The organism is Streptomyces sp. NPDC051921 (assembly GCF_040680975.1).
Lineage (GTDB): Bacteria > Actinomycetota > Actinomycetes > Streptomycetales > Streptomycetaceae > Streptomyces.
This window is the reverse complement of record NZ_JBFAXU010000004.1, coordinates 282,602-305,863: the sequence shown is the minus strand read 5'-3', so window position 1 is coordinate 305,863 and position 23,262 is coordinate 282,602. Positions and strand designations below refer to the sequence as shown.

The 23,262-nt window shown below is 72.2% G+C and carries 19 protein-coding genes; 7 read left to right on the top strand and 12 right to left on the bottom strand.

Annotated elements, in window-relative coordinates; genetic code table 11:
- Positions 1 to 103: 103 nt before the first annotated feature.
- Positions 104 to 739, bottom strand: coding sequence for a DsbA family protein (locus AB0M16_RS07995; RefSeq protein WP_365340018.1), 636 nt, complete (start codon positions 737 to 739; stop codon positions 104 to 106).
- A gap of 134 nt (positions 740 to 873) precedes the next feature.
- Between AB0M16_RS07995 and pepN (AB0M16_RS07990) the strand changes: the two genes are divergently transcribed.
- Both pepN (AB0M16_RS07990) and AB0M16_RS07985 read left to right on the top strand, forming a co-directional pair.
- A complete protein-coding gene (gene pepN / locus AB0M16_RS07990; RefSeq protein ID WP_365340016.1) occupies positions 874 to 3,420 on the top strand; it encodes an aminopeptidase N in 2,547 nt (848 codons plus the stop codon).
- Positions 3,421 to 3,592: 172 nt separating this feature from the next.
- Positions 3,593 to 4,423, top strand: coding sequence for a hypothetical protein (locus AB0M16_RS07985; RefSeq protein ID WP_365340014.1), 831 nt, complete (start codon positions 3,593 to 3,595; stop codon positions 4,421 to 4,423).
- Positions 4,424 to 4,426: 3 nt separating this feature from the next.
- Here AB0M16_RS07985 and AB0M16_RS07980 read toward each other — a convergent pair whose 3' ends face one another.
- The 5 genes from AB0M16_RS07980 to AB0M16_RS07960 form a co-directional block, all read right to left on the bottom strand.
- Entirely contained in the window at positions 4,427 to 5,575 is a 1,149-nt protein-coding gene (locus AB0M16_RS07980) for a serine hydrolase domain-containing protein (protein ID WP_365340012.1), read from the bottom strand.
- A 91-nt stretch (positions 5,576 to 5,666) separates the two neighbouring features.
- Positions 5,667 to 6,134 carry an NUDIX hydrolase gene (locus AB0M16_RS07975; protein ID WP_365340010.1) on the bottom strand — a complete coding sequence of 156 codons (468 nt, stop codon included), beginning with the start codon at positions 6,132 to 6,134 and terminating at the stop codon, positions 5,667 to 5,669.
- 9 nt (positions 6,135 to 6,143) lie between these two features.
- Positions 6,144 to 6,662 (bottom strand): HPP family protein, encoded by a 519-nt coding sequence (locus AB0M16_RS07970; RefSeq protein ID WP_365340008.1) that lies wholly within the window; start codon positions 6,660 to 6,662, stop codon positions 6,144 to 6,146.
- Positions 6,659 to 7,564 (bottom strand): pyridoxamine 5'-phosphate oxidase family protein, encoded by a 906-nt coding sequence (locus AB0M16_RS07965; RefSeq protein WP_365340005.1) that lies wholly within the window; start codon positions 7,562 to 7,564, stop codon positions 6,659 to 6,661. Before AB0M16_RS07965 ends, AB0M16_RS07970 begins: the two co-directional genes overlap by 4 nt.
- Before the next feature lie 128 nt (positions 7,565 to 7,692).
- Positions 7,693 to 8,148 (bottom strand): VOC family protein, encoded by a 456-nt coding sequence (locus AB0M16_RS07960; protein WP_365340003.1) that lies wholly within the window; start codon positions 8,146 to 8,148, stop codon positions 7,693 to 7,695.
- Positions 8,149 to 8,294: 146 nt separating this feature from the next.
- Between AB0M16_RS07960 and AB0M16_RS07955 the strand changes: the two genes are divergently transcribed.
- The 4 genes from AB0M16_RS07955 (at position 8,295) to pepN (AB0M16_RS07940) (ending at position 16,268) form a co-directional block, all read left to right on the top strand.
- A complete protein-coding gene (locus AB0M16_RS07955; protein WP_365340001.1) occupies positions 8,295 to 8,837 on the top strand; it encodes a CGNR zinc finger domain-containing protein in 543 nt (180 codons plus the stop codon).
- Between the two features lie 187 nt (positions 8,838 to 9,024).
- Positions 9,025 to 12,342 carry a S8 family serine peptidase gene (locus tag AB0M16_RS07950; RefSeq protein WP_365339999.1) on the top strand — a complete coding sequence of 1,106 codons (3,318 nt, stop codon included), beginning with the start codon at positions 9,025 to 9,027 and terminating at the stop codon, positions 12,340 to 12,342.
- A gap of 194 nt (positions 12,343 to 12,536) precedes the next feature.
- Entirely contained in the window at positions 12,537 to 13,553 is a 1,017-nt protein-coding gene (locus AB0M16_RS07945; RefSeq protein ID WP_365339997.1) for an aspartate-semialdehyde dehydrogenase, read from the top strand.
- Between the two features lie 141 nt (positions 13,554 to 13,694).
- The gene (gene pepN, locus AB0M16_RS07940) at positions 13,695 to 16,268 is read left to right on the top strand and encodes an aminopeptidase N (protein WP_365339995.1); all 2,574 of its coding nucleotides are present in this window, start codon (positions 13,695 to 13,697) and stop codon (positions 16,266 to 16,268) included.
- A gap of 74 nt (positions 16,269 to 16,342) precedes the next feature.
- Here pepN (AB0M16_RS07940) and AB0M16_RS07935 read toward each other — a convergent pair whose 3' ends face one another.
- The 5 genes from AB0M16_RS07935 to AB0M16_RS07915 form a co-directional block, all read right to left on the bottom strand.
- Entirely contained in the window at positions 16,343 to 18,082 is a 1,740-nt protein-coding gene (locus AB0M16_RS07935) for an FG-GAP-like repeat-containing protein (RefSeq protein WP_365339993.1), read from the bottom strand.
- 57 nt (positions 18,083 to 18,139) lie between these two features.
- Positions 18,140 to 19,273, bottom strand: a complete 1,134-nt coding sequence (alc, locus tag AB0M16_RS07930) for an allantoicase (RefSeq protein ID WP_365339991.1) — start codon at positions 19,271 to 19,273, stop codon at positions 18,140 to 18,142.
- Positions 19,274 to 19,338: 65 nt separating this feature from the next.
- A complete protein-coding gene (locus AB0M16_RS07925) occupies positions 19,339 to 20,274 on the bottom strand; it encodes a LysR family transcriptional regulator (protein WP_365339989.1) in 936 nt (311 codons plus the stop codon).
- Between the two features lie 10 nt (positions 20,275 to 20,284).
- On the bottom strand, positions 20,285 to 21,301 hold the full coding sequence (locus tag AB0M16_RS07920; protein WP_365339987.1) for an EamA family transporter: 1,017 nt from the start codon (positions 21,299 to 21,301) through the stop codon (positions 20,285 to 20,287).
- A 5-nt stretch (positions 21,302 to 21,306) separates the two neighbouring features.
- On the bottom strand, positions 21,307 to 22,287 hold the full coding sequence (locus tag AB0M16_RS07915) for an EamA family transporter (RefSeq protein ID WP_365339985.1): 981 nt from the start codon (positions 22,285 to 22,287) through the stop codon (positions 21,307 to 21,309).
- Positions 22,288 to 22,418: 131 nt separating this feature from the next.
- Here AB0M16_RS07915 and AB0M16_RS07910 point away from each other — a divergent pair, with 131 nt between their 5' ends.
- Positions 22,419 to 22,916, top strand: coding sequence for a MarR family transcriptional regulator (locus AB0M16_RS07910; protein WP_365339983.1), 498 nt, complete (start codon positions 22,419 to 22,421; stop codon positions 22,914 to 22,916).
- A gap of 97 nt (positions 22,917 to 23,013) precedes the next feature.
- On the opposite strand, the gene AB0M16_RS07905 is transcribed toward AB0M16_RS07910, so the two are convergent.
- Positions 23,014 to 23,253, bottom strand: coding sequence for a hypothetical protein (locus AB0M16_RS07905; RefSeq protein ID WP_365339981.1), 240 nt, complete (start codon positions 23,251 to 23,253; stop codon positions 23,014 to 23,016).
- Positions 23,254 to 23,262: the final 9 nt, after the last annotated feature.

Genomic DNA, 23,262 nt, shown 5'->3' with positions numbered 1-23,262 from the left:
CTCCTGCTCGTGATCGTCTTCTCAACCTTCACCGGGCAGGTGGATGAAAAGGACGGCCCCCGCGGTGACGTGAACCGCGGGGGCCGTCTGCGCACGGGGGCGCCTACTCGAAGCTCGGCGACGCCGTCCGCGTGCGCTTGATCTCGAAGAAGCCCGGCGTCGACGCCACGAGCAGCGTGCCGTCCCACAGCCGTGCCGCCGCCTCGCCGCGCGGGGTCGGGGTGACGACCGGGCCGAAGAACGCGACCTCCTCGCCGTCCGCGCCGGGAACGGCGATGACCGGGGTGCCGACGTCCTGGCCCACCTTCTCGATGCCCTCCTTGTGGGAGGCTCGGAGCTCGGCGTCGTACGTGTCCTTGTCGGCGTAGGCGGCGAGGTCGGCCGGCAGGCCGACGTCGGCGAGCGCGGCCTCGATCGCCGCGCGGGTGGGGCCCTCGCCCTGGTTGTGGAAGCGGGTGCCGAGCGCCGTGTAGAGCTCGCCGACGACCTCGTCGCCGTGCAGCTGCTGGGCGGCGATCACCACGCGGACCGGGCCCCAGGCCTGGGTCTCCATCATCTCGCGGTAGTCGGCCGGCAGGTCGTCGAGGCGGTCCTCGTTCAGGACGGCGAGGCTCATCACCTTCCAGCGCACGTCGACGGGGCGCACCTTCTCCACCTCCAGCATCCAGCGAGAGGTCATCCAGGCCCACGGGCACAGCGGGTCGAAGTAGAACTCGGCGGTGGTCCTGGTCTCGGACATGACTCTCCTCTGAGGTGCTCTGAATGCGCCGAACGGGCAACGCGGGCGATCCGCTCCGGCATTCCCGTGGTGCCCTGCGACAGTGGCACATGGGAGGATCGGTGCTGTTTCGAACGAGCCACGAAGGAGTGACCGTGCCCGGTGAGAACCTGTCCCGCGACGAGGCCCACGAGCGGGCGGAGCTGTTGTCCGTCGACGGGTACGAGGTGTACCTCGACCTGCGCTCGGCCGTCGGCGAGTCCGGGGAGGGCGTGCGCACCTTCCGCTCGGTGACCACGCTCCGCTTCCGCCGCACGGGCGCGGGAGACAGCACCTTCGTCGACCTGATCGCCCCCTCGGTGAACGCGGTCACCCTCAACGGGCGCACGCTCGACCCGGCGGTCGTCTTCGACGGCGCCCGCATCGCCCTCGACGGCCTGGCCGACGAGAACGAGCTGGTCGTCGACGCCCAGTGCGCCTACAGCCGCACCGGCGAGGGCATGCACCGCTTCGTCGACCCGGAGGACGGCGAGGTCTACCTCTACACCCAGTACGAGCCGGCCGACGCCCGCCGGGTCTTCGCCAACTTCGAGCAGCCCGACCTCAAGGCCCCGTACCGCTTCGAGGTGGACGCGCCCGAGGGCTGGACGGTCTGGTCGAACGGCGTGGGCGAGCAGGACGCCGAGGGCAGGTGGCGGTTCGCCGAGACGGCGCCGATCTCCACGTACATCACCTGCGTGGTGGCGGGTCCGTACCACTACGTCACCGACACCTACCGGCGCGGCGACCTGGAGATCCCGCTCGGCGCGATGTGCCGCAAGGGCCTCGCGAAGCACTTCGACGCGGACGACGTCTTCCTGATCACCAAGCAGGGCTTCGACTTCTTCCACGACAACTTCGACTACCCGTACCCCTTCGGGAAGTACGACCAGGCCTTCGTCCCCGAGTACAACCTCGGCGCGATGGAGAACCCGGGCATGGTGACCTTCCGCGAGGAGTACATCTACCGCGGCAAGGTGACCCAGGCGGCGTACGAGCGCCGGGCCAACGTGATCCTGCACGAGATGGCCCACATGTGGTTCGGCGACCTGGTCACCATGGTGTGGTGGGACGACCTGTGGCTGAAGGAGTCCTTCGCCGACTTCATGGGCTCGTTCTCGCTGGCCGAGGCGACCCGCTTCACCAACAGCTGGGTGACCTTCGCCAACAACCGCAAGGCCTGGGCGTACCGCGCCGACCAGCTGCCCTCCACGCACCCGATCACGGCCGACATCCGTGACCTGGAGGACGCCAAGCTGAACTTCGACGGCATCACCTACGCCAAGGGTGCCTCCGTCCTGAAGCAGCTGGTGGCGTACGCGGGCCGGGACGCGTTCCTGGAGGGCGCGCGCCGCTACTTCAAGCGGCACGCCTACGGCAACACGCGCCTCGCGGACCTGCTGACCGTCCTGGAGGAGACCTCCGGCCGGGACATGAAGACGTGGGCGAAGTCCTGGCTGCAGACCTCCGGCGTCAACACCCTCACCCCCGTCGTCACCTACGACGCCGAGGGCCGGATCACCGAACTCGCCGTCCTGCAGGAGGGCGACGAGCTTCGCCCGCACCGCGCCGCCGTCGGCCTCTACCGGCTCTCCGGCGGGGACCTCGTGCGGTACGCGCGCGTGGAGGCCGACATCACCGGCGCCCGTACGGTGGTGGCCGAGCTCGCGGGCGCAGAGAAGCCGGACCTGGTCCTCGTCAACGACGACGACCTCACCTACTGCAAGGTCCGTTTCGACGAGGCCTCCCTGGACACCCTGCGCGGTCACCTCGGCGACATCACCGACCCGCTGGCCCGCGCCCTGTGCTGGTCGGCGCTGTGGAACCTGACCCGCGACGGCCTCATGCCCGCCCGCGACTTCGTGCGCGTGGTGCTCGACTTCGCCGGCCGCGAGACCGACATCGGCGTGCTGCAGATGGTGCACGCCTGGGCGCAGTCGGCCGTCACCCACTACGCGGCGCCGGACTGGCGGCCCGAGGGCGGGCGGCTGCTCGCCGAGGGCGGGCTGCGCGAGCTCCGTATCGCCGAGCCCGGCAGCGAGCACCAGCTGACCTGGGCGCGCTTCTTCGCCGCCGTGACCTCCTCGGACGCCGACCTCCAGCTCCTGGAGGGTCTGCTCGACGGCTCGGCCGCGATCGACGGGCTCGACGTCGACCAGGAACTGCGCTGGGCGTTCCTGGAGCCGCTGGCCACGCACGGCCGCGCCGACGAGGTCCGGATCGGCGAGGAACTGGCCCGCGACGACACGGCGACGGGCAAGCGGCACCAGGTGCGCTGCCTGGCCGCGCGGCCATCGGCGGCGGTCAAGGCGCAGGCCTGGGCGCAGGTCGTCGAGTCGGACGCGCTGTCCAACGCCCTGGTGGAGGCGACGATCGCGGGCTTCGTGCGGCCCTCGCAGCGCGAGCTGATCGCGCCGTACGCGGAGAAGTACTTCGCGGCGATCGAGCGGATCTGGGCGGAGCGCTCCATCCAGATCGGCATGGACGTGGTGCGCGGCCTGTTCCCGGGGCTGCAGGACCGCCCGGAGACGCTGGCGGCGACCGACGCGTGGCTCACGGACCACGCCTCCGCCGCCCCGGCGCTGCGCCGGCTCGTCCTGGAGGCGCGCGACGACCTGGCGCGGGCGCTGCGGGCGCAGGAGTGCGACGGGCACGCGAAGTAGTCGCGTAGTCGCACAAGCGGACAGTGGGGACGGCCCCCGGCGGTGAGCGCACCGCCGGGGGCCTCCGTACCTCGGCACTCGAACGCGCGTACTTTAGTGCGGAGTTGTCCGTATTGAGCGACGGCCTTGTAACAGCGGTTAATTGCGGTGCGGACGACGGAAGACCGTCGACATGAACCACAACACCCCCGACGCCCCCCTCTCCCCCCTCCCCCACACCGGCGTGGACCGGTTCCGGGAGGCCGTCCGGTACGCCCGCTCCGAGTCGATGCTCACCGGGCTCGCCGCCCTCTCCCTGCACCGCTTCGCCGCCGCTCCACCGCCCGGGATGATCGACCGGGTCGACGTCCTGGTGCCGCGCACCCGACGTCTGCGGTCCACCGGTCACGTCCGGGTGGTGCGCTGCACCGAGTGGCCGCAGCCCGTGGAGGTCGACGGGCTGCCGGTCGCCCCGGTCCCCCGGGCGCTCGCCGACGCCGTCGCGTCCCTCTCGGACGAGGGGGTCGTCCGCCGGCTGCTCACCGAGGCGGTCAGCGGCGGGCACTGCGAACCGGGCTCGGTGGTCCGGGAGTTGAACCGGGCCCGGCTGCTCACCCGGCCGCACGTGGTGGACGCGGTGGACTCGCTGCTCGCCGAGGGCCGGTCGATCGCCGAGGAGCGGCTGTACGAGATGGTGCGCGCGTTCGGGCTGCCGGACCCGCTGTGGAACGTGGACCTGCGGCTGCCGGGCGGCCCGCACCTGGGCGGCCTGGACGCCTACTGGCCGGACCAGGCGGTCGCCGTGGAGCTGGACACCCGGGCGCCGCGGCAGGACGACGACGCGCTGTGGTCGGAGTACACGCGCAAGCGGGAACACCTGGAGCGGCTGGGCATCACCGTCGTCCACATCACCCCGCGCAAGCTGCGCGAGGCGATGGACCAGCAGGCGACCGTGGTCCGCACGGCCCTGATGGCCGCGTCGGACCGGCAGCCGGCCGCCTACGTGGTCGTCCTGCCCCGCTGAGCGCTACGGCTTCTTCGGGGCCGTGCCGCAGAACTCCGCCTCGATCACCTTCTCGGTGTCCCCGGCCCAGTCGGCGTTGAAGTTCGCGGCGAGGGAGTGCTCGCCGTCCCGGGTGACCTGGGCCGCGGAAGTGGACCCGTGGATGCCGCCACCGTGCCCCCAGACCTCCTTGCCGCAGCTCAGCTTCTGCCGCATGAGACCGAGCCCGTAGCCGACGCCGGGCAGGTCGGGAGAGATCTGGACCGTGTCGGTCATCTCCTTCATCTCGGCCGCGGGAAGCAGCCGCCCCTTGAGCAGCGCACGGTAGAAGGTCTGCAGGTCGTTCGCGTCGGAGACCATCTCGCCCGCGGCGCCGGCGATGCTCGGGTTGAGCTCGGTCACGTCGTAGGTCGGCCCGCCGACCTCGCGGGAGAGCTTGGACCAGGCCCGCGAGTTCGGCTTGGGCATGCGGGAGTCGGTACCGGGAACGGAGGTGGCGCGCAGCTTGAGCGGCTTGATGATCCGGTTCTCGACGGCCTTGCCGTACGGACGCCCGGTCACGCTCTCGACGACCATCCCGGCCAGCACGAAGTTGGTGTTGGAGTAGTTCCATCCCTTCCCGGGGGCGAAGTCCGGCTCGTGCGCCATGGCGACGGCGACGAGTTGCTGCGGGGTCCAGGTGTCGTAGCGGTGCTGCAGGAAGCCGGTGCCGAAGACCCTCTCCTGGAAGGCCGGGTCCTCGGTGTAGCTGTAGATGCCGCTGGTGTGGTTGAGCAGCTGGCGGACGGTGATCTTCCGTCCGTCGTGCCCGTTGCCGCTCACCACGCCCGGGAGCCACTTCTCGACCGGGTCGTCGAGGTCGAGCCGGCCTTCGGCCTGGAGCTGGAGCAGGACGGTGGAGGTGAAGGTCTTGGTGATGGAACCGACCCGGAAACGATCGTTCCCCTTCCGCTCCCCCGCGGTGCCGACCCAGCGGGCCTTGCCGTCACGGGCCTGGGCCACGGCCCCGGGCACGCCCTCGGCGACGGCCGCGTCCAGGGCCTGCTGCGTGGCGGCGTGGGACGGCTCGGCCGGCGGCGCGGCGGCGACCGCGGGCGCGGCGAGCGCGGTGGCGGTGATCCCGGCGACGAGTCCGGCGGCGAGGAGGGTACGGACGGTACGTGCGGCAGACATGCGGGCTCCCGTGATCGTGAACTGCGGTCACGGGAGGGGACCGCGGGAGGCGTGCGGCGGGTTGAGGCCGGTCGTGACGGTTGAGCCGTTTTCAGCCGTTCGCCGGATCGGTGAGGTGGGAGCGGCCCGACGGGGGCCGGTCTCGCCAGAGTTGCAGCCCGATGTCGACGAGTTCGACGCGGTCGAGGGAGGGCACGGAGTCGAGCGGGTGCCAGGCGGCGAGGTCGGTGGACCCGCCGGTCTCGTTCCGCAGCGCCCCGCCCGCGATCCGGGCCTCGTACAGGATCCGCAGCCCCTGCCAGTCCCCGGGACCGCCGAGCCGGCGCAGCCAGTTGCGCCGGATGGAGTCGATCCCGAGCAGCACGGTGGGCTCGGCCAGGTACCCGGTCTCCTCCTCGACCTCACGTACCACGGTCGCGACCGGCTCCTCCCCGTGGTCCATGCCCCCACCGGGCAGGGTCCACCGCTTGCGCCCCTCGCGGTCGACCCACCGGGCGAGCAGTATCTCCCCGTCCCTGACACACACGGCGTAGGCCGCCACCCTCAACTCCGTCTTCATACAGGGAGGTTAGAACCAGTACGCGGGATAGCGGCGGCCGCCGAGGCGGGCGCCCGCCAGGCCGGTGGCGACGAGGAGGAGGGTGGCGAGGGCGAGGAGCGCGAGGAAGGGCCAGAACGGCGGGTTCTGGAGGGTCACGATCACGGCGGTGGCCGCGGCCGGGGAGTGCGGGGCCCGGGCGGCACCCATCACACCGAGGGCCAGGCCGCCGGCGAGGGCGGCGCCCCACAGGCCGGGGCCGGTGAGGGCAAGGACGGCGAACCCGGTGAGGGCGGAGAGGAGTTGGCCGCCGACGACCGAGCGGGGCTGCGCCAGCGGCAGGTCGGGCGCCCCCGCGACGAGCGCCATGCTCGCGGCGAGGGGCGGGATGAGCAGCGGCTCGTGGAGGACGGTGCCGACGGCGACCAGGAGCAGGAGCGCGGTGACGCTGACCGCGGTGGCGGCGAGCAGCACCCTGGGGCGCGGGCGGGCGGGGGCGGTGGGCCGGGCCGTGGTCGCCGCAGCGGGCGCGGGCGGCGCTGTCGTCATGGGCGGGGCTCCGCAACGGGGGGATTGGCCGGTGAGTACTCGGGTTCCGACCAGCGCAGGGGGCTCGCCGCCGGCGTCTCGACGACGTGGGCGATGCGGAAGCGGACGGTGCGGGTGCCGTCGGGGGCGTACGCCGTGCGGGCGGTTCCGGAGAGCTGGAGGGTGGTGCCGGTGCGCCAGTCCAGGAAGAGCAGGCCGGCGCGCCCGTCGGCCTCCAGGTTGCCGAGGGTGAGGAACATGGCGTTGCCGGCGTAGTCGGGCCAGCTCAGCTCCGTCGGTGAGAGCGGGGTGACGAAGCCGGGGTTGCCGCCGCGGTGGCTGGCGTCGACCCCGTCGGCGGCGGCGCTGGCGACGAAGAAGGTGTCGGCGGCGCGGACGAAGCGCTCCTGGTCGGGGGTGAGCCCGGTGCCGCGCCGCACGGCACCGTCCCGGGGGCCGGGGGCGGTGTCGGCGAAGCCGTGCAGCTCCCGCTTCTGCAGGTACTTGGGGCAGTTGGAGAAGACCTGCTCCGCGTCGACGGTCAGGCCTCGCGCGCTGGGGCGCGCGATGCCGTTGAGGCGCATGCGCCGGCGGGTCCGGGGATCGAGGGCAAGGGTGCCGACGGGGGTGCCGGCGGCGGTGACGGCCGTGGACAGCGGGTCGTGGGCCGGGACGCCGCCCGCGATCGAGATGCCGTGCGGGCCGGTGGCCCGGGCGAACCCGGGCTCACCGGTCAGCAGGCTCGCCCACACCCTGCCGTCCGCGTCCGCCGCGCCGAGGACCAGCATGGGCTGCGCCTCCAGGAAGGCGGCGGCGACGGGGCGGATGCCGTCCCCGATGGAGCGGCCCACGTGCTCGGCGAGTTGCCGGACGCCGACCTTCTCCTGGACGGCGAGGGAGCCGGGGTGGTACGCGGTGGTCACGTGGGCCTCCTGGGTCGAGTGCGGGTCGGTGGGGTCGGGGCGCGGCCCCTGACGCGGGCGCGGCCCCTGACGCGGGCGCGCCCTCCGGTCGCGCGGGCGCGCCGTTCCGGTGCCGTGCGCCCGTTCGGCTAGAAGAAGCCGCAGGTCGGGGCCTGGCCCGACGGGGCTTCGGCTTCCTCGGCACCCTTCGGGACCGAGATCTCCAGGCGGGTGCCGTCCGGGTCGTGGAAGAAGATGCCGCCGGAGGCCGCGCCCTCGGCGTGGGCGACGACGCCCTCGTACGCGAAGGTGGCGCCACGCTCCTTCAGCGCGGCCTCCGCGGCGCGCACGTGGTCGATGGACTCGGCCTGGAAGGCGAGGTGGTGCAGGCCCGCGCGCCCGGAGTCGTAGGCGCCCTCGGCCTGCTGCCAGAGGGTGAGGACGAGCGTGCCGCCCTGGCCGAGGAAGGCGTAGCGGCGCCCCTCCTCCTTGCCCTCGCCGAGGACCTCGAAGCCGAGCACGTCCCCGTAGAAGCCGAGCGACCGCTCCAGGTCGGTGACGTTCAGACCGACGTGGCCGAAGGCGAGCGTTCCGGTGAACGACATGGTGGATCCCCTCTCGATGACGGTCCCCCCGGACGTCCGGGGCTAACCCTTCAATTTGACTTTAGAGGTTAGAAGGGCCAAGCGCAACCGGTCACGTACTCTTGAGGGGTTAGCCCAGGTCCCGTCGCCGAGGAGGGCGCCCCGCCATGACCGTCACCGACCCTCGGCCGCTCACCGGCGAGCCCGTCTCCCTGGACCTGCTCAACACCCGGTGGATGGCGGACGGGATCCGGCAGGACCTGCTCGCCGACACGGACGGACTCGGCGTCTGGCTCGCGGCCAACGGGCTCGACGGGCGGTTCACCGCCGACGCGCCCACCCTCCGGCGCACCCTCGCCGCCCGGGACGCCCTCGCCGCCCTCGTCGACCGGCCCGGCGACCCTGCGGCCACCTCCGGGGTCGACGCGGTACTGGGGCACGGACGGATCCGGGCCACCCTGACCACCGAGGGGCCCGGCGAGGAGGCGGAGTTCGCCGATCCCGCCTGGGGGCCGGGCTGGACGGCCGCGCGGGACTACCTCGAACTGCTCCGCGCCCAACCGGAACGCATCCGCAAGTGCGCCCACGACGCGTGCATCCTGCACTTCTTCGACACCTCGCGGAACGGCACCCGCCGCTGGTGCTCCATGGCCGCCTGCGGCAACCGCGCCAAGGCCTCGCGCCACTACGCCCGCACGAAGGACGGCTGATCCCCTGCGCATCGCCCCCGTTGGGGGCGGTTCGTCCTACGTGGCGCATGTTCCGCAGTGGCGGATGTGCGCCACGTACGCATTCCGCCGCCCGGTAACTCTCCCCAAACCCCTGTTCCTTGCGAAAGGCTGAGCGGTCATCCGGTACCGAAATCCGGACCCTCTTCTTTCACAAACAGGGATGTAAATGACCACCCCCGAAACACAGAGCTCCATACCCGGGCGCTCGACCACCGGGACCAGACGCGCGGCCCGTATCGCCGCCGCCGCCGGACTTGTGACCGCGCTCGTCGCGGCCGGCGCCGCCCCGGTTCTGGCCGCCGACGATCCGGCCGCCACCTCCCCGGTCAAGACCGCCGACGCCGCCGACAAGCTGGGTGCCACCGACGCCCAGCGCCTGTCCGACGCCGAGGCCGCCGGCACGCCGAACGTCACCGTCCTCGTCGCCACCGCCCCCGGCGCCACGGAGCAGGTCGCGGGCCAGCTCGACGCCGTCCCCGGCGCCTCCGTCGGCAAGCAGGACGACAAGCTCGGCTACGTCCGTGCCACCCTGCCGACCGCGAAGGCCGACGCCGCCATCAAGGCGGCCACCAAGCTCTCCTCGGTCCAGTCGGTCGACCTCCAGGCGGAGATCGAGCTCGACGACCCGACCCCGGACGCGGGCACCACGGGCGCCGTCGACGGCACCACCGTCACGCAGACCTACCCGGCCCCGGGCAAGGACACCCCGGCGAAGAACCCCTACAACCCGTCCTTCGAGACCGGTGCGGTGGACTTCGTCAAGGAGCACCCCAAGGCCGACGGCCGCGGCGTGACCATCGGCGTCCTCGACTCCGGTGTCGACCTCGGCCACCCGGCCCTGCAGAAGACCACCACCGGCGAGCGCAAGATCGTCGACTGGGTCACCGCCACCGACCCGCTCACCGAGAGCGACGGCACCTGGCGCGCCCAGATCACCCCGGTCACCGGCCCCGTCTTCACCGCCGGCAGCCAGAGCTGGAAGGCCCCCGAGGGCTCGTACCAGTGGAGCCGCTTCAGCGAGTCGGTCACCGCGGGCGGCGACCCCAAGGGCGACATCAACCGGGACGGCGACACCACCGACCGCTTCGGCCTGCTGTACGACGCCGCCGCCGGCACGGTCCGCGTGGACACCGACCAGGACGGCGACTTCACGAACAACGAGCCGATGAAGCCGTACAAGGACGGCTTCCAGATCGGCTACTTCGGCACCGACAACCCGGCCACCGAGGTCGTCGAGCGCACCCCGTTCGTCGTGCAGATCCGCAAGGACGTGCCGATGGACCCGCTGGGCGGCACGTGGGTCGGCAAGAAGGCCGACTTCGTCAACGTCGGTCTGGTCGAGTCCTCGCACGGCACCCACGTCGCCGGCATCACCGCCGCCCACGGCCTCTTCGGCGGCCGGATGAACGGCGCCGCCCCCGGCGCGAAGATCGTCTCCGCCCGTGCCTGCACCTGGACCGGCGGCTGCACCAACACCGCCCTCACCGAGGGCATGATCGACCTCGTCGCCAACCGCGGCGTCGACATCGTCAACATGTCGATCGGCGGCCTCCCGCTGCAGAACGACGGCGACAACGTGCGCGCCCGCCTCTACACCCGTCTCATCGACGAGTACGGCGTGCAGCTGGTCATCTCGGCCGGCAACGAGGGCCCCGGCATCAACACGATCGGCGACCCCGGCCTGGCCGACAAGGTCCTCTCGGTCGGCGCCGGCGTCTCCCGCGCGACCTGGGCCGCCAACTACGGCTCGGCCGTGACCAAGTCGTACAACATGTTCCCCTTCTCCTCGCGCGGCCCGCGTGAGGACGGCGGCTTCACGCCGACCATCACCGCCCCCGGCTCGGCCGTGAACACCATCCCGACCTGGCAGCCCGGCGCGGGCGTCGCCGAGGCGGGCTACGCGCTCCCCGCCGGCTACGGCATGCTCAACGGCACCTCGATGTCCTCGCCGCAGGCGGCGGGCGCGAGCGCGCTGCTGATCTCCGCCGCGAAGCAGAAGCGGCTCAAGCTCTCCCCGCTCACCCTGCGCACCGCGCTCGTCTCGACCGCCCACCGCATCCCGGGCGTCGCGGCCCACGAGCAGGGCGCCGGTCTCATCGACATCGTGGACGCCTGGGAGTCGATCAAGGACGGGGCCACCGCCCACGACTACAAGGTCGAGGCCCCGGTCGACACCGTGATCTTCCCGGCCCCGCACACCGGCACCGGTGTGTACGACCGCGAGGGCGGCCTCAAGGTCGGCCAGAAGAAGGTCTACGACGTCACCATCACGCGCACGAGCGGCCCGGACCGGCCGATCGAGCACGAGCTGGACCTGAAGTACAACGACGGCACCTTCCGCATCCTCGGCGACGACGAGGTCGACCTGCCGCTGAACAAGCCGGTCACCGTCAAGCTCCAGGCCCGCCCGACCACCGCGGGTGTGCACAGCGTCATCCTGGAGGCCGACGACGAGCGCACCGAGGGCGTCGACAAGCAGATCCTCGCCACCTCGGTCGTCTCGAACGCCCTGGCCGCCCCGGGCTTCGGCTTCTCGGCCACCGGCTCGACGGAGCGCAACAGCCACAAGTCGTACTTCGTGACCGTGCCGAAGGGCGCCAAGACCCTGGAGGTCTCGCTCGGCGGGCTGAAGGAGAAGAGCCAGACCCGGTTCATCACCCAGCACCCGTACGGCGTGGCCCTGGAGGACAACGCGACCAACCAGTGCTACCCGCACTACAACCCGGCGAACACCTGCCGTCCGGACCTGCGCTCCTACGCGAACCCGGTCCCGGGCGTCTGGGAGATCATCGTCGAGTCCCGCCGCACCTCGCCGGACCTGGACAACCCGTACGCGCTGAACGTGTCCGTGCTCGGCGCCGACTTCGACCCGGCCGTCCAGACGGTCGCCGAGGCGAAGATCGGCACCCCGGCCGCCGTGCAGTGGAACGTCACCAACGGGTTCGCCGCGCTCGACGGGCACCTGAAGGGCGGCTCGCTCGGCTCGCAGAAGACCGAGAAGACGCTCATCAAGCACCACGAGCAGCAGATCAAGACCGTCACCATCGGTGAGGGCGTGGAGCGCCTGGACATCGCCATCGGCAACAGCTCCGACCTGGCCGCCGACCTCGACCTCACGGTCAAGCTCGGCGACACGCAGGTCGGCCAGTCCGCCGACGGCGACTCCGAGGAGTCCGTCACCCTGATCAAGCCCGCCGCGGGCACCTACACCGTCGTCATCGACGGCTACTCGGTGCCGTCGGCCGAGGGCACCAGCTACGACTACAAGGACGTGTACTTCTCGTCCGCGCTGGGCTCGGTGAAGGTCGACGAGTCGAAGCAGATCCAGCTGGCGAACGGCGCGTCCGCGCAGGTCGCCGCCGAGGTCGTGGTGAACGCCGCCGCGCCCGAGGGCCGGAGCTTCTTCGGCGAGGTCCAGCTGCTGAACGCGCGCGGCACCGCCGCGGGCACCGGCAGCGTCGTGATCGAGAAGGTCACGCCGTAACGGGGACCATGACGAGGGTCACACTCCGACATGCGGAGTAGTGGGGGCGGGCACCGGAACGGTGTCCGCCCCCTTTGGCGTCTTAGCGGCTGCCGGGTCCGTCCCGTCCTTCGGACAATGGATTGGACAAGGCGCCCCGGGCCGTACGCATGATGGTCGCGGCACCACCCTGCACACATATTCGGAGGAATCCCGTGAAGGTCGGAATCGTCGGAGCCACCGGTCAGGTCGGCACAGTCATGCGCAAGATTCTGGCCGAGCGGAACTTCCCGGTGGACGAGCTGCGCCTCTTCGCCTCCGCCCGGTCCGCCGGCACCGTCCTGGACGGGGTCACCGTCGAGGACGCCTCCACCGCGGACTACACGGGCCTGGACATCGTCCTCTTCTCGGCCGGTGGCACCACCTCCAAGGCCCTCGCCGAGAAGGTCGCCTCCCAGGGCGCCGTCGTCATCGACAACTCCTCCGCCTGGCGCCGCGACCCCGAGGTCCCGCTGGTGGTGTCCGAGGTCAACCCGCACGCGATCAAGGACCGCCCCAAGGGCATCATCGCCAACCCGAACTGCACCACGATGGCCGCCATGCCGGTCCTCAAGCCGCTCCACGAGGAGGCTGGCCTGACCGCGCTGGTCGCCACCACGTACCAGGCCGTCTCCGGCTCGGGCCTGGCCGGTGTCGCCGAGCTGGACGGCCAGGTCAAGGCCGTCGCCGAGCGCGCGGCCGAGCTCACCCACGACGGCGAGGCCGTCGCCTACCCGGAGCCCGGCGTCTACAAGCGCCCGATCGCCTTCAACGTGCTCCCCCTCGCCGGCTCGATCGTCGACGACGGCACCTTCGAGACCGACGAGGAGCAGAAGCTCCGCAACGAGTCCCGCAAGATCCTGGAGATCCCCGAGCTCAAGGTGTCCGGCACCTGCGTGCGCGTCCCGGTCTTCTCCGGCCACTCGCTGCAGGTCAACGCCCGCTTCGACCGTCCGATCAGCGTCGAGCGCGCCTACGAGCTGCTCAAGGACGCCGAGGGCGTCGAGCTCTCCGAGATCCCCACCCCGCTGCAGGCGGCCGGCAAGGACGCCTCCTACGTGGGCCGCATCCGGGTCGACGAGACCGTCGAGCACGGCCTGGCGCTGTTCCTCTCCAACGACAACCTGCGCAAGGGTGCGGCGCTGAACGCCGTGCAGATCGCGGAGCTCGTCGCGGCGGAGCTCAAGGGCTGACACCCGTTCGTACGCATGGAGGGCGGCCACCCGCGTGGGTGGCCGCCCTCTCCCGTGTTCGCCCTGGGAAATGCACCGTGCGCGGCCCGCACACCCCGTGGAAGGATGGGCCAAACGTCACGAAACCGAGGAGTTGACCGGGTGCCTGGCACAAACCTGACCCGTGAAGAGGCGCAGCAGCGGGCGAAGCTGCTGTCCGTGGACGCGTACGAGGTCGACCTCGACCTCACCGGTGCGCAGGAGGGCGGCACCTACCGGTCCGTCACCACCGTCCGCTTCGATTCCGCCGAGGCCGGTGCCGAGACCTTCATCGATCTCGTCGCCCCCGCCGTGCACGAGGTCGTGCTCAACGGGCACGCCCTCGACGTCGCCGCCGTCTTCCGGGACTCCCGGATCGCGCTGCCGCACCTCAAGGAGGGGCGCAACGAGCTGAAGGTGGTCGCGGACTGCGCGTACACCAACACCGGTGAGGGCCTGCACCGCTTCGTCGACCCGGTCGACGGCCAGGCCTACCTGTACACCCAGTTCGAGGTGCCGGACGCCCGCCGCGTCTTCGCGTCCTTCGAGCAGCCCGACCTCAAGGCGACCTTCCAGTTCACCGTGAAGGCCCCGAGCGGCTGGTCGGTCATCTCCAACTCGCCCACGCCGGAGCCCAAGGACGACGTCTGGGTCTTCGAGCCGACCCCGCGGATCTCCACGTACATCACCGCGCTGATCGTCGGCCCGTACCACTCGGTGCACTCGACGTACGAGAAGGACGGCCAGGTCGTCCCGCTCGGCATCTACTGCCGTCCCTCGCTGGCCGAGTTCCTCGACGCCGACCACATCTTCGACGTCACGCGCCAGGGCTTCGACTGGTTCCAGGAGAAGTTCGCGTACGACTACCCGTTCGCCAAGTACGACCAGCTCTTCGTGCCGGAGTTCAACGCGGGCGCGATGGAGAACGCGGGCGCGGTCACCATCCGCGACCAGTACGTGTTCCGGTCGAAGGTGACGGACGCGGCGTACGAGCGCCGCGCCGAGACCATCCTGCACGAGCTCGCCCACATGTGGTTCGGCGACCTCGTCACCATGGAGTGGTGGAACGACCTGTGGCTGAACGAGTCGTTCGCCACCTTCACCTCGGTCGCCTGCCAGGCCTCCGTCGAGGGCACCCGCTGGCCGCACGCCTGGACCACCTTCGCCAACGCGGAGAAGACCTGGGCCTACCGCCAGGACCAGCTGCCGTCGACGCACCCGATCATGGCGGAGATCAACGACCTGGAGGACGTGCTCGTCAACTTCGACGGCATCACCTACGCCAAGGGCGCCTCCGTCCTCAAGCAGCTGGTGGCGTACGTCGGCCAGGACGAGTTCTTCAAGGGCGTGCAGGCGTACTTCAAGCGCCACGCCTTCGGCAACACCCGCCTCCCCGACCTGCTCGGCGCCCTGGAGGAGACCTCCGGCCGTGACCTGAAGGCCTGGTCGAAGGCGTGGCTGGAGACCGCGGGCATCAACATCCTGCGCCCCGCGATCGAGACCGACGAGAACGGCGCCATCACCTCCTTCGGCGTCCGCCAGGAGGCCCCGGCGCTGCCGGCCGGCGCCAAGGGCGAGGCCGTGCTCCGCCCGCACCGGATCGCGATCGGCTTCTACGACCTGGACGCGGCCGGCAAGCTGGTCCGCACCGAGCGGGTCGAGCTCGACATCGACGCGGCCGAGCTGACGCCGGTCCCGCAGCTCGCGGGCAGGCAGCGCCCGGCGGTCGTGCTGCTCAACGACGACGACCTGTCGTACGCCAAGGTCCGCCTCGACGAGGTGTCCCTGAAGAACGTCACCGCGCACCTGGGCGACTTCGCCGAGTCGCTGCCGCGGGCGCTGTGCTGGGCCTCCGCCTGGGACATGACGCGGGACGGCGAGATGCCCACGCGCGCGTACCTGGACCTGGTGCTCTCCGGCATCGTCAAGGAGACCGACATCGGCGTGGTCCAGTCGCTGCAGGGCCAGGTCAAGGCGGCCCTCGACCTGTACGCGGCGCCGGAGTGGCGCGCCGAGGGCCTGGCGCGCTGGGGTGCGGCGGCCCAGGAGCAGCTGCGGGCCGCGGCCCCGGGCAGCGACCACCAGCTGGCGTGGGCACGGGCCTTCGCGGCGACCGCCCGCGAGGCGGCCGAGCTCGACCTGCTCGCCGCGCTGCTCGACGGCAGCGAGGTCGTCGACGGGCTGGCCGTGGACACCGAGCTGCGCTGGGCGTTCGTGCAGCGCCTCGCGGCGACCGGCCGTTTCGACGAGCCGGAGATCGCGGCGGAGCTGGAGCGCGACCGTACGGCGGCGGGCGAGCGGCACGCCGCCACGGCCCGCGCGGCCCGTCCGACCGAGGCCGCCAAGGCCGAGGCGTGGGCGTCGGTCGTCGAGTCCGACAAGCTGGCGAACGCGGTGCAGGAGGCGGTGATCGGCGGCTTCGTGCAGTCCGACCAGCGCGAGCTGCTCGCCCCGTACACGGCGAAGTACTTCGCGTCCATCAAGGGCGTCTCGGAGACCCGCAGCCACGAGATGGTCCAGCAGATCGTGGTCGGCCTCTACCCGACGCTCCAGGTCTCGCAGGAGACCCTGGACGCCACGGACGCGTGGATCGCGAAGCACGACCCGGTTCCGGCGCTCCGGCGTCTGGTGACGGAGTGCCGCGCGGGCGTCGAGCGCGCGCTGAGGGCGCGCGCGGCGGACGCGGCTGCCGCCTGACGGCTCGCCTGACATGAGTGGGGCCCCGGACCGGTTTCGGTCCGGGGCCCCACTCCGTTCATCGGGTCACCGGGTCAGCCGAGGGCCGTGACCCACTGCCAGCCGCCGGTGCCGATGGTCGTCGGGGTGCCGAGGCCGCCGACAGCGATGCCACCGGCCGTACCCGGGAGGAACTCCAGGTTCTCGGCAGTGTCCGCGGTGCGCGTGGTCCACAGGTCCGGGAGGCCGTCGCCGGTCACGTCGCCGGCGGAGACGGCGAGGCGGCGGTCGGCGGCGGTCCAGGGGCCGCCGGTGAGGTCGCGGGCTGTGCCCAGGTGCTGGGCACCCTGGCTCGCGTACTGCCGGATCTGCCCGGTGGCGCGGTCGCGGCCCCACACGTCGGCCTTGCCGTCGCCGGTCACGTCGCCGGGCAGGATCACGTCGTAGCCGGCCCACTCGGCGTCGCCGATCTGCAGGGCGGCCTTGGCGGCGAAGGTGGGCCTGCCGTCGACGGCAGGGCCGCCGCGGTGCAGCCAGAGGCCGGTGGTGCTGCGGGCGAGGACGTCGGGCAGGCCGTCGCCGTCCACGTCGCCGGCGGCCAGCGGGGTGGCGGCGGCGTTCGACCAGCCGGTGGGGCGGCCGCCCATGGCGATCCGGGCGCCGAGCTCGCCGCTGCCCTTGTTCGGGTAGACCCACAGCTCGTCGCCGATGCGGGCGAGGACGTCCTCGCGGCCGTCGCCGGTCCAGTCGCCGCGGTGGCTGACGGCGGCGCCGGTCCAGCCGCCGGTGCCTGTCTGGCGCGGGCCGGCGAGGGCGCCGCCGCCGGTGCCGGAGTACAGGCGCAGGTTGCCGTCGTCCTTGACCGCGAGGAAGTCGGCCCGGCCGTCGCCGGTCAGGTCGCCGCCGACGGAGGTGCCGGGCCGGGGCTCGGGGTAGGCGGCGGCGCGCAGCAGCTTGTGGTCGGAGAGCGGCTTCGCGTCGGCCGGCATCTCGGGTTCGAGGGCGTCGGCGCGGACGGTGTGGAAGTCGCGGGCGCTCAGGAAGACGTGGTCGAACTTCTTGCCGGAGGCCACGGTGGGCTCGCCCGAGTGGCACTCGGTGGCCGTGGCGTCGCAGCCGGCCTGTTCGAACCACTCGTGGTCGTTCTCGTCGGCCTCGGCGAACGGGCCGGTGCCGGGCAGGCCCCGGCGGACCGGGTCGAGCATCGGGTCGTAGCCCGGCTCCGTACCGGCGTTGAAGTCGCCGCCGAGGATCACGGGGAGCCCCGCGGCCCAGCCGTCGACGTACCGGAGCGCCTCGGCCGAGCCGTTGTCGGGCGTGATTTTCTGGTCGAGGTGGACGTTGCAGACGAGCGTCGTGCGCCCGTCGACCGGTCCCCGGGCGCACAGCACCGGGCGGGGCTCGGTGCCGGGGGTGGTCAGGTTGGCCGTGTAGCGGTCGACCGCTGAGGCCCTGACGAAGATGCCGAGGCCGAAGCCGTTGTCGGTGCCGCCCCAGTGCTCGCAGTTGGAGGTCTTCCTCGCGAAGCCCCAGACGGCGGTGTAGCCGGCGTCGACCAGCGCGGTGCGCACCGACGTCCACTGGGTGAAGCAGAGCTCCTGGAGCATCAGGACGTCGGCGTCCCAGGCCAGGGTCTGCTCCTTGACCTTGGCGGTCCAGGTGGGCAGGTCCAGGGTGCTCTGGCAGGTGGACGCGCCGCAGACGTTGTACGTGATGGTCCGCACCGTCGGCGCGGTGGCGGGATCGACGACGTCGGCGGCGGCCGGCGCCGCGGTCGAAAGGACCGCGGCGGCCAGCAGCGCGAGCACGGCGGCCGCTCTGTGGAGGAATCTCATGCCCGGGAGCCTAATGATCTTTTCGTACATGTGTCGGAGCGGCCGACCGGCGGGACGTCAGGCGGTCAACCGCGCGTACCGGGCGCGCAGTTCGGAAGCCCCCTGGTCGGTGAGGCTGCCGTGGAGGCGCATCCGGGCGACGCCGCCGTCGGGGAAGGCGTCGAGACGGACGTGGGTGACGACGGCCTGGGCGGGCAGGTGGAAGCGGTGCAGGGCGTCGGGCTGGAGCCGGGTCCGCGGGATGATCTCGAACCATTCGCCGTGCTCGCCGTTGCGGCCCTGGAGCGCGATCCACCCCGCGCTGTTGCCCTTGAGGTACGCGGTGTCGATCTCGACCGCGCGGACGGCGCCCTGGGCGGCGAGCCGGAAGCGGACCCAGTCGTTGGTGCCGCGCACGCGGCGGCGGCGGTTCTCCCAGCCGTCGTCCATCTTGCGGGAGGTGCCGGGCAGGATGATCTGCGTCGGCGAGGAGTAGAAGCGGTCCGAGGCGTCCTCGTACGTACCGCCGTTGAGGACGGCGATCAGGTCGAGGGTGCCCAGGACGTCCAGCCACTCGGGGTCGGGGACGACTTCGCCGTGCACACGGAGCCGGGCGATGCCGCCGTCGGGGTGCTGGCGGAGGCGTACGTGCGTGTAGCGGCGTTCGGCGTCGACGGTGAAGCCGTTGGCGGCGTGGCCGCGGACGGGGGTGGGCGGGACGAGCTCCTCCCACTTCGCGTCGAGGAGTTCCCCGGGGCTCGGGGTGCCCTCGACGGCGGCGGCCTGGACGCTCACGCGCTGCGGGTAGTTGCCGCGGAAGTGGGCGGTGTCGACGACGATGCCGCGGATGACGCCGGGGGCGCCGAGACGGACGATCGCCCAGTCGTGGTCCTCGGGGGCGGGGAACGGGTGGTCGGCGTCGGCGCCACGGCGCCGGCGGGTCTCCCAGCCGTCCATGACCTTGCCCTTGTGCCCGAAGCGCTCGGGGTCGAAGACGGCGCGCTCGCGGACGAGGAGGTTCTCGCGCTCGGCGAAGAACTCGTCGTCGGCAGCGACGACCCCGGCGCCGAGACGGCGGTCGGCGAGGTCGACGAGCTCGGTGAACGCGAAGTCTGCGGTGCGGTAGTCGGCGTACGGGTCGCCGCCGGTGTAGGGGGCGGCGTCGTTGGCGTGCGGGTCCGTGGTCTCGGCGTGGGCGTCGTGGAGGCTCATGTCCCGACTGTGCCGCCCCGACACCTCACAGGTCCATCGAATGTTTTCGACAGGTCTTTTCAGTCCTACTGAACATTCTGAAGGGTCTCGCGCTGGACGGCGGCCCGGCGCAGTGCCGCGAGGACCCGTGCCACGGCCGGCCCCTCCTCCGCTCCGCGCCGTACCGCCGCGACGACGTGACGGCGCGGCTGGTCGGCGGAGAGCACCCGCATGACGACGCCGGAGCCGGCGCCCGTACGGCGTTCGGCGGCGGCCATCCGGGGCACCAGGGCCACACCCATCCCGGCCTCGACCATGGCGAGGATCGCGGTCCAGCCGGCCGCGCTGTGGGCCTGCTCGGGCACGAAGCCGGCGGCCTCGCAGGCGGCCGTGGTGATCTCCGACCAGGGCCCGGAGCCCCCGAAGATCCACGGCTCGGCGGAGAGGTCGGCGAGCCGGAGGCCGGGCGCGTCGGCGAGCGGGTGCCCGGCGGGAAGGGCGACGTCGAGCGGGTCGGCGAGCAGCGGCACCCGGCTGAACTTGGGGTCGCGGGCGGTCGGCGCGTGGGCGGCCAGCGAGAGCGCCAGCTCGACCTCGCCGGAGCCGAGGAGTTCGTACGCCTCGGCCGCCTCGGCCTCCCTGACCCGGACGTCGAGCCCCGGATGGGCGGGGCGCAGCGCCTGTACGGCGGGGACGACGAGCGCGGGCACGGCGGTGGAGAACGCGGCGACCCGCACCCGCCCGGCCTCGCCCCGCAGATGGGCGTCGAGGTCGGCCTCGGCCCGCTCCAGCTGGGCGAACACCGCCTCGGCGTGCCGCAGCACGAGATGCGCGGCATCGGTGAGCCGGACCCGCCGGCCGTGCGCCTCCAGGAGCTGGACGCCCAGCTGCCTGGCCAGGTTGCTGAGCTGCTGGGAGACGGCCGAGGGGGTCATGAGCAGCGCCTCCGCGGTCGCGGTGACGGTGCCGCGGTCCCGGAGGGTGCGGAGGATCTGGAGCTTCTTGATGTCCCACTCGGTCATGGGGCGCAACCTACCGGGGCGCGCGCCCCGCGCCGGCACGCGCGCTCGTCGCACCGGCGAGCGCGACCCCGGCGAGGATCAGCGCCATGCACGACACGCCCAGGACTCCGAGGCGCTCGCCGAGGAGGGCGTAGGAGAGGAGGGCGACACAGACCGGCTGGAGGTAGTAGACGACTCCGGCGCGGGCGGCGCCGATGAGGCCGATGGCCCTGTTCCAGGCGAAGAAGGCGACGGCCGAGGACATCACGCCGACGTAGAGCAGCGGGCCGACGGTGCCGGGTGCGACCGGGAAGCCGCCCTGCACGGTGAGGGAGACCGCGTAGAGGGGGGCGAGCATCAGCGCTCCGAGGGCGAACGTCGTGAAGAGGAAGGCGAGTCCGTCGATCCCGGCGGGCTTGCGCTTGAGCATCGCGCTGTACGTGGCGAAGGACAGGGCCGCGGCGAACATCCACAGGTCGCCGGGCGCGAAGTCGACGGCGAGGGATCCCTTGCCGACGAGCAGGAGCACGCCGAGGCCGGCGGTCAGCATCCCGAGGAGGCGGCGGGCGCCGAGCCGTTCGCCGCCGAGCCGGGCGTAGCCGGCCATGAGCACCGGGGACGCGGCCATGAACATGCCCATGTTGGACGCGGAGGTGGTCAGGCCCGCCTGGTGGACCAGGGTGTTGTAGGCGGCGACGCCGAAGAGCGAGGCGAGCGCGACGAATCCGAGGTGACGGCGGATCACCGTGCGCCGCCTCCAGAACGGGCGGGCGGCGAACGGGGCGACGGCGACGAGGGCGATGATCCAGCGCCAGAAGACGGCCTGCACGGGCGGGACCGAGTCGGCCATGTCGCGGGTGGCGACGAAGCTGCCGGACCAGACGACGGTGGCGAGCAGCGCGAGGAGCACGCCGAGGCCGGCGCCCCGGGTCTTCCTCGTGGGCGCCGGCCTCTCGGTGGCGGTGGCGCTGTTGGCCGTGGCGCTGGTGGCGGTGTCGGGGGTGGCGGTGTCGGGGGTGGTCGGGTGGCGTGCGGCGATCAGCGTCATGCCGTCTACCGTCGCATCGCCGAACCCTCCAGGTCCATCGAAACTTCCTGACCGTTCTTTTCAGTTGAGCTGAACGATTCGCCCTCGGCGGCCCCGGAGACCCCGGCACCCTCGGCGACCGCCGTGGACTTCGGCGCAGGGTTCAGCTGGCCCACCAGCGTGGCACCGAAGGCGATCACCATGCCGGCCAGCTGGACCGGACCGAGCGCCTGACCGAGCGCGGCCCAGCCGATGACGGCGGCGGTGATCGGCGAGAGCGGGCCGAGGAGGGTGACCGAGGAGGCGCTCAGGCGCTCGATGCCGCGGAACCAGAGGAAGTAGGAGATCGCGGTGTTGCCGAAGGCGAGGTAGGCGTAGCCGGCCAGGTTGGTGCCGGTGAGGGCCGGCGGGGCGCCCTCGACCAGCAGGGCGACGGGGAGCAGGATCACGCCGCCCGAGGTGAGCTGCCAGCCGGTGAGGGCGAGGGCGCCGACACCCTCGGGGCGGCCCCAGCGCTTGGTCAGGACGGTGCCCGCGGACATCGAGAGGGAGGAGAGCAGTCCGGCCATCACGCCGACCGTGTCGAACGCGGCCCCCGCCTTGAGGACGACCAGGCTGACGCCGAAGGCGGCGGCGACGGCGGTCAGCATGGACCTGACCGTCGGCTTGTCACCGAGCAGGAGGGCGGCGAGCCCCACGACGAAGAGCGGGCCGACCGAGCCGACGACGGCGGCGACACCGCCGGGCAGGCGGTAGGCGGCGAGGAAGAGGAGCGGGAAGAACGCTCCGATGTTGAGGGCGCCGAGGACCGCCGACTTCCACCACCAGGCACCCTGCGGCAGCTTCCGGGTGACGGCCAGGAGCAGCAGACCGGCCGGCAGGGCCCGCATCAGCCCGGTGAAGAGCGGCCGGTCGGGAGGCAGGAACTCCGTGGTGACGAAGTAGGTCGAGCCCCAGGAGATCGGTGCGAGGGCGGTGAGAGCGATGGTGGCGGTCTTGCGGGACATGACGGTTCCCCCTGCGCTGGACGGGCCGGGCGGCGACCCGGACTGGCTTGGCGGTAATTAACTTACCACTAAGCTACTTACTTGCAAGTGGCTTTCTTGCAACTGAGTCAGTGAAGAGGGAAACTGGGGCCATGGAGAATCACGACGCCGTCGACGCCATCACCGACCAGTGGGCGCGGGTCCGCCCCGACCTGGACACCCTGCCGATGGCCGTGTTCGGCCGGATCTACCGGCTCGCCAACGCCATGCGCGCCAAGGTGGACAAGGCCTACGCGCCGTACGGGGGGATGTCGCTCGGCGAGTTCGACGTGCTCGCGACGCTGCGGCGCTCGGGCGAGCCGTACACCCTGTCGCCGCGGGAGCTGACCGCCACGCTGATGATCACGACCGGCGGGATGACGGGCCGGCTCGACAAGCTGGAGCGGGCCGGGCTCATCACCCGCAGCCCCGACCCCAACGACCGTCGCGGCCTGCGGGTCACGCTCACCGAGGAGGGCCGGGAGCTCGTCGACCAGGCGGTCGGCGCCGGCCTCGGGCAGCAGCGCGCCGCCCTGGAGGCGGCGCTCACCCCCGAGGAGGCGGAACAGCTCGCGGGCCTGCTGCGCAGGCTCCTCGCCACCTCGGCGTGACACCGGGACGCACCCGGAGGCGCGCGGAAGACACACGAAAGCGCCGCGCGGTACCTGTCGTACCGTGCGGCGCCCTCGGGAAACGCCGGAGTGGGACTCAGCCCTTCTTGACGCGGTACTTGGACCGGTCGAGCACCATCACCAGGCCGGTGATCACCAGGAACAGCGCGATCGGGAGGGCCACGAACAGACCGATGGTCTGGATGACCTCCAGCTTGGGGGCCGGGTCGTCACCGTCGTCGCGGGTCAGCGCGAGCGCGGGGGACGACATGAGCAGCATCATCAGCGTCGTACCGGCCGCGACGGCGCCGGCGCGCAGGGCGTTCTTCTTGTCCACGGTGCAAAA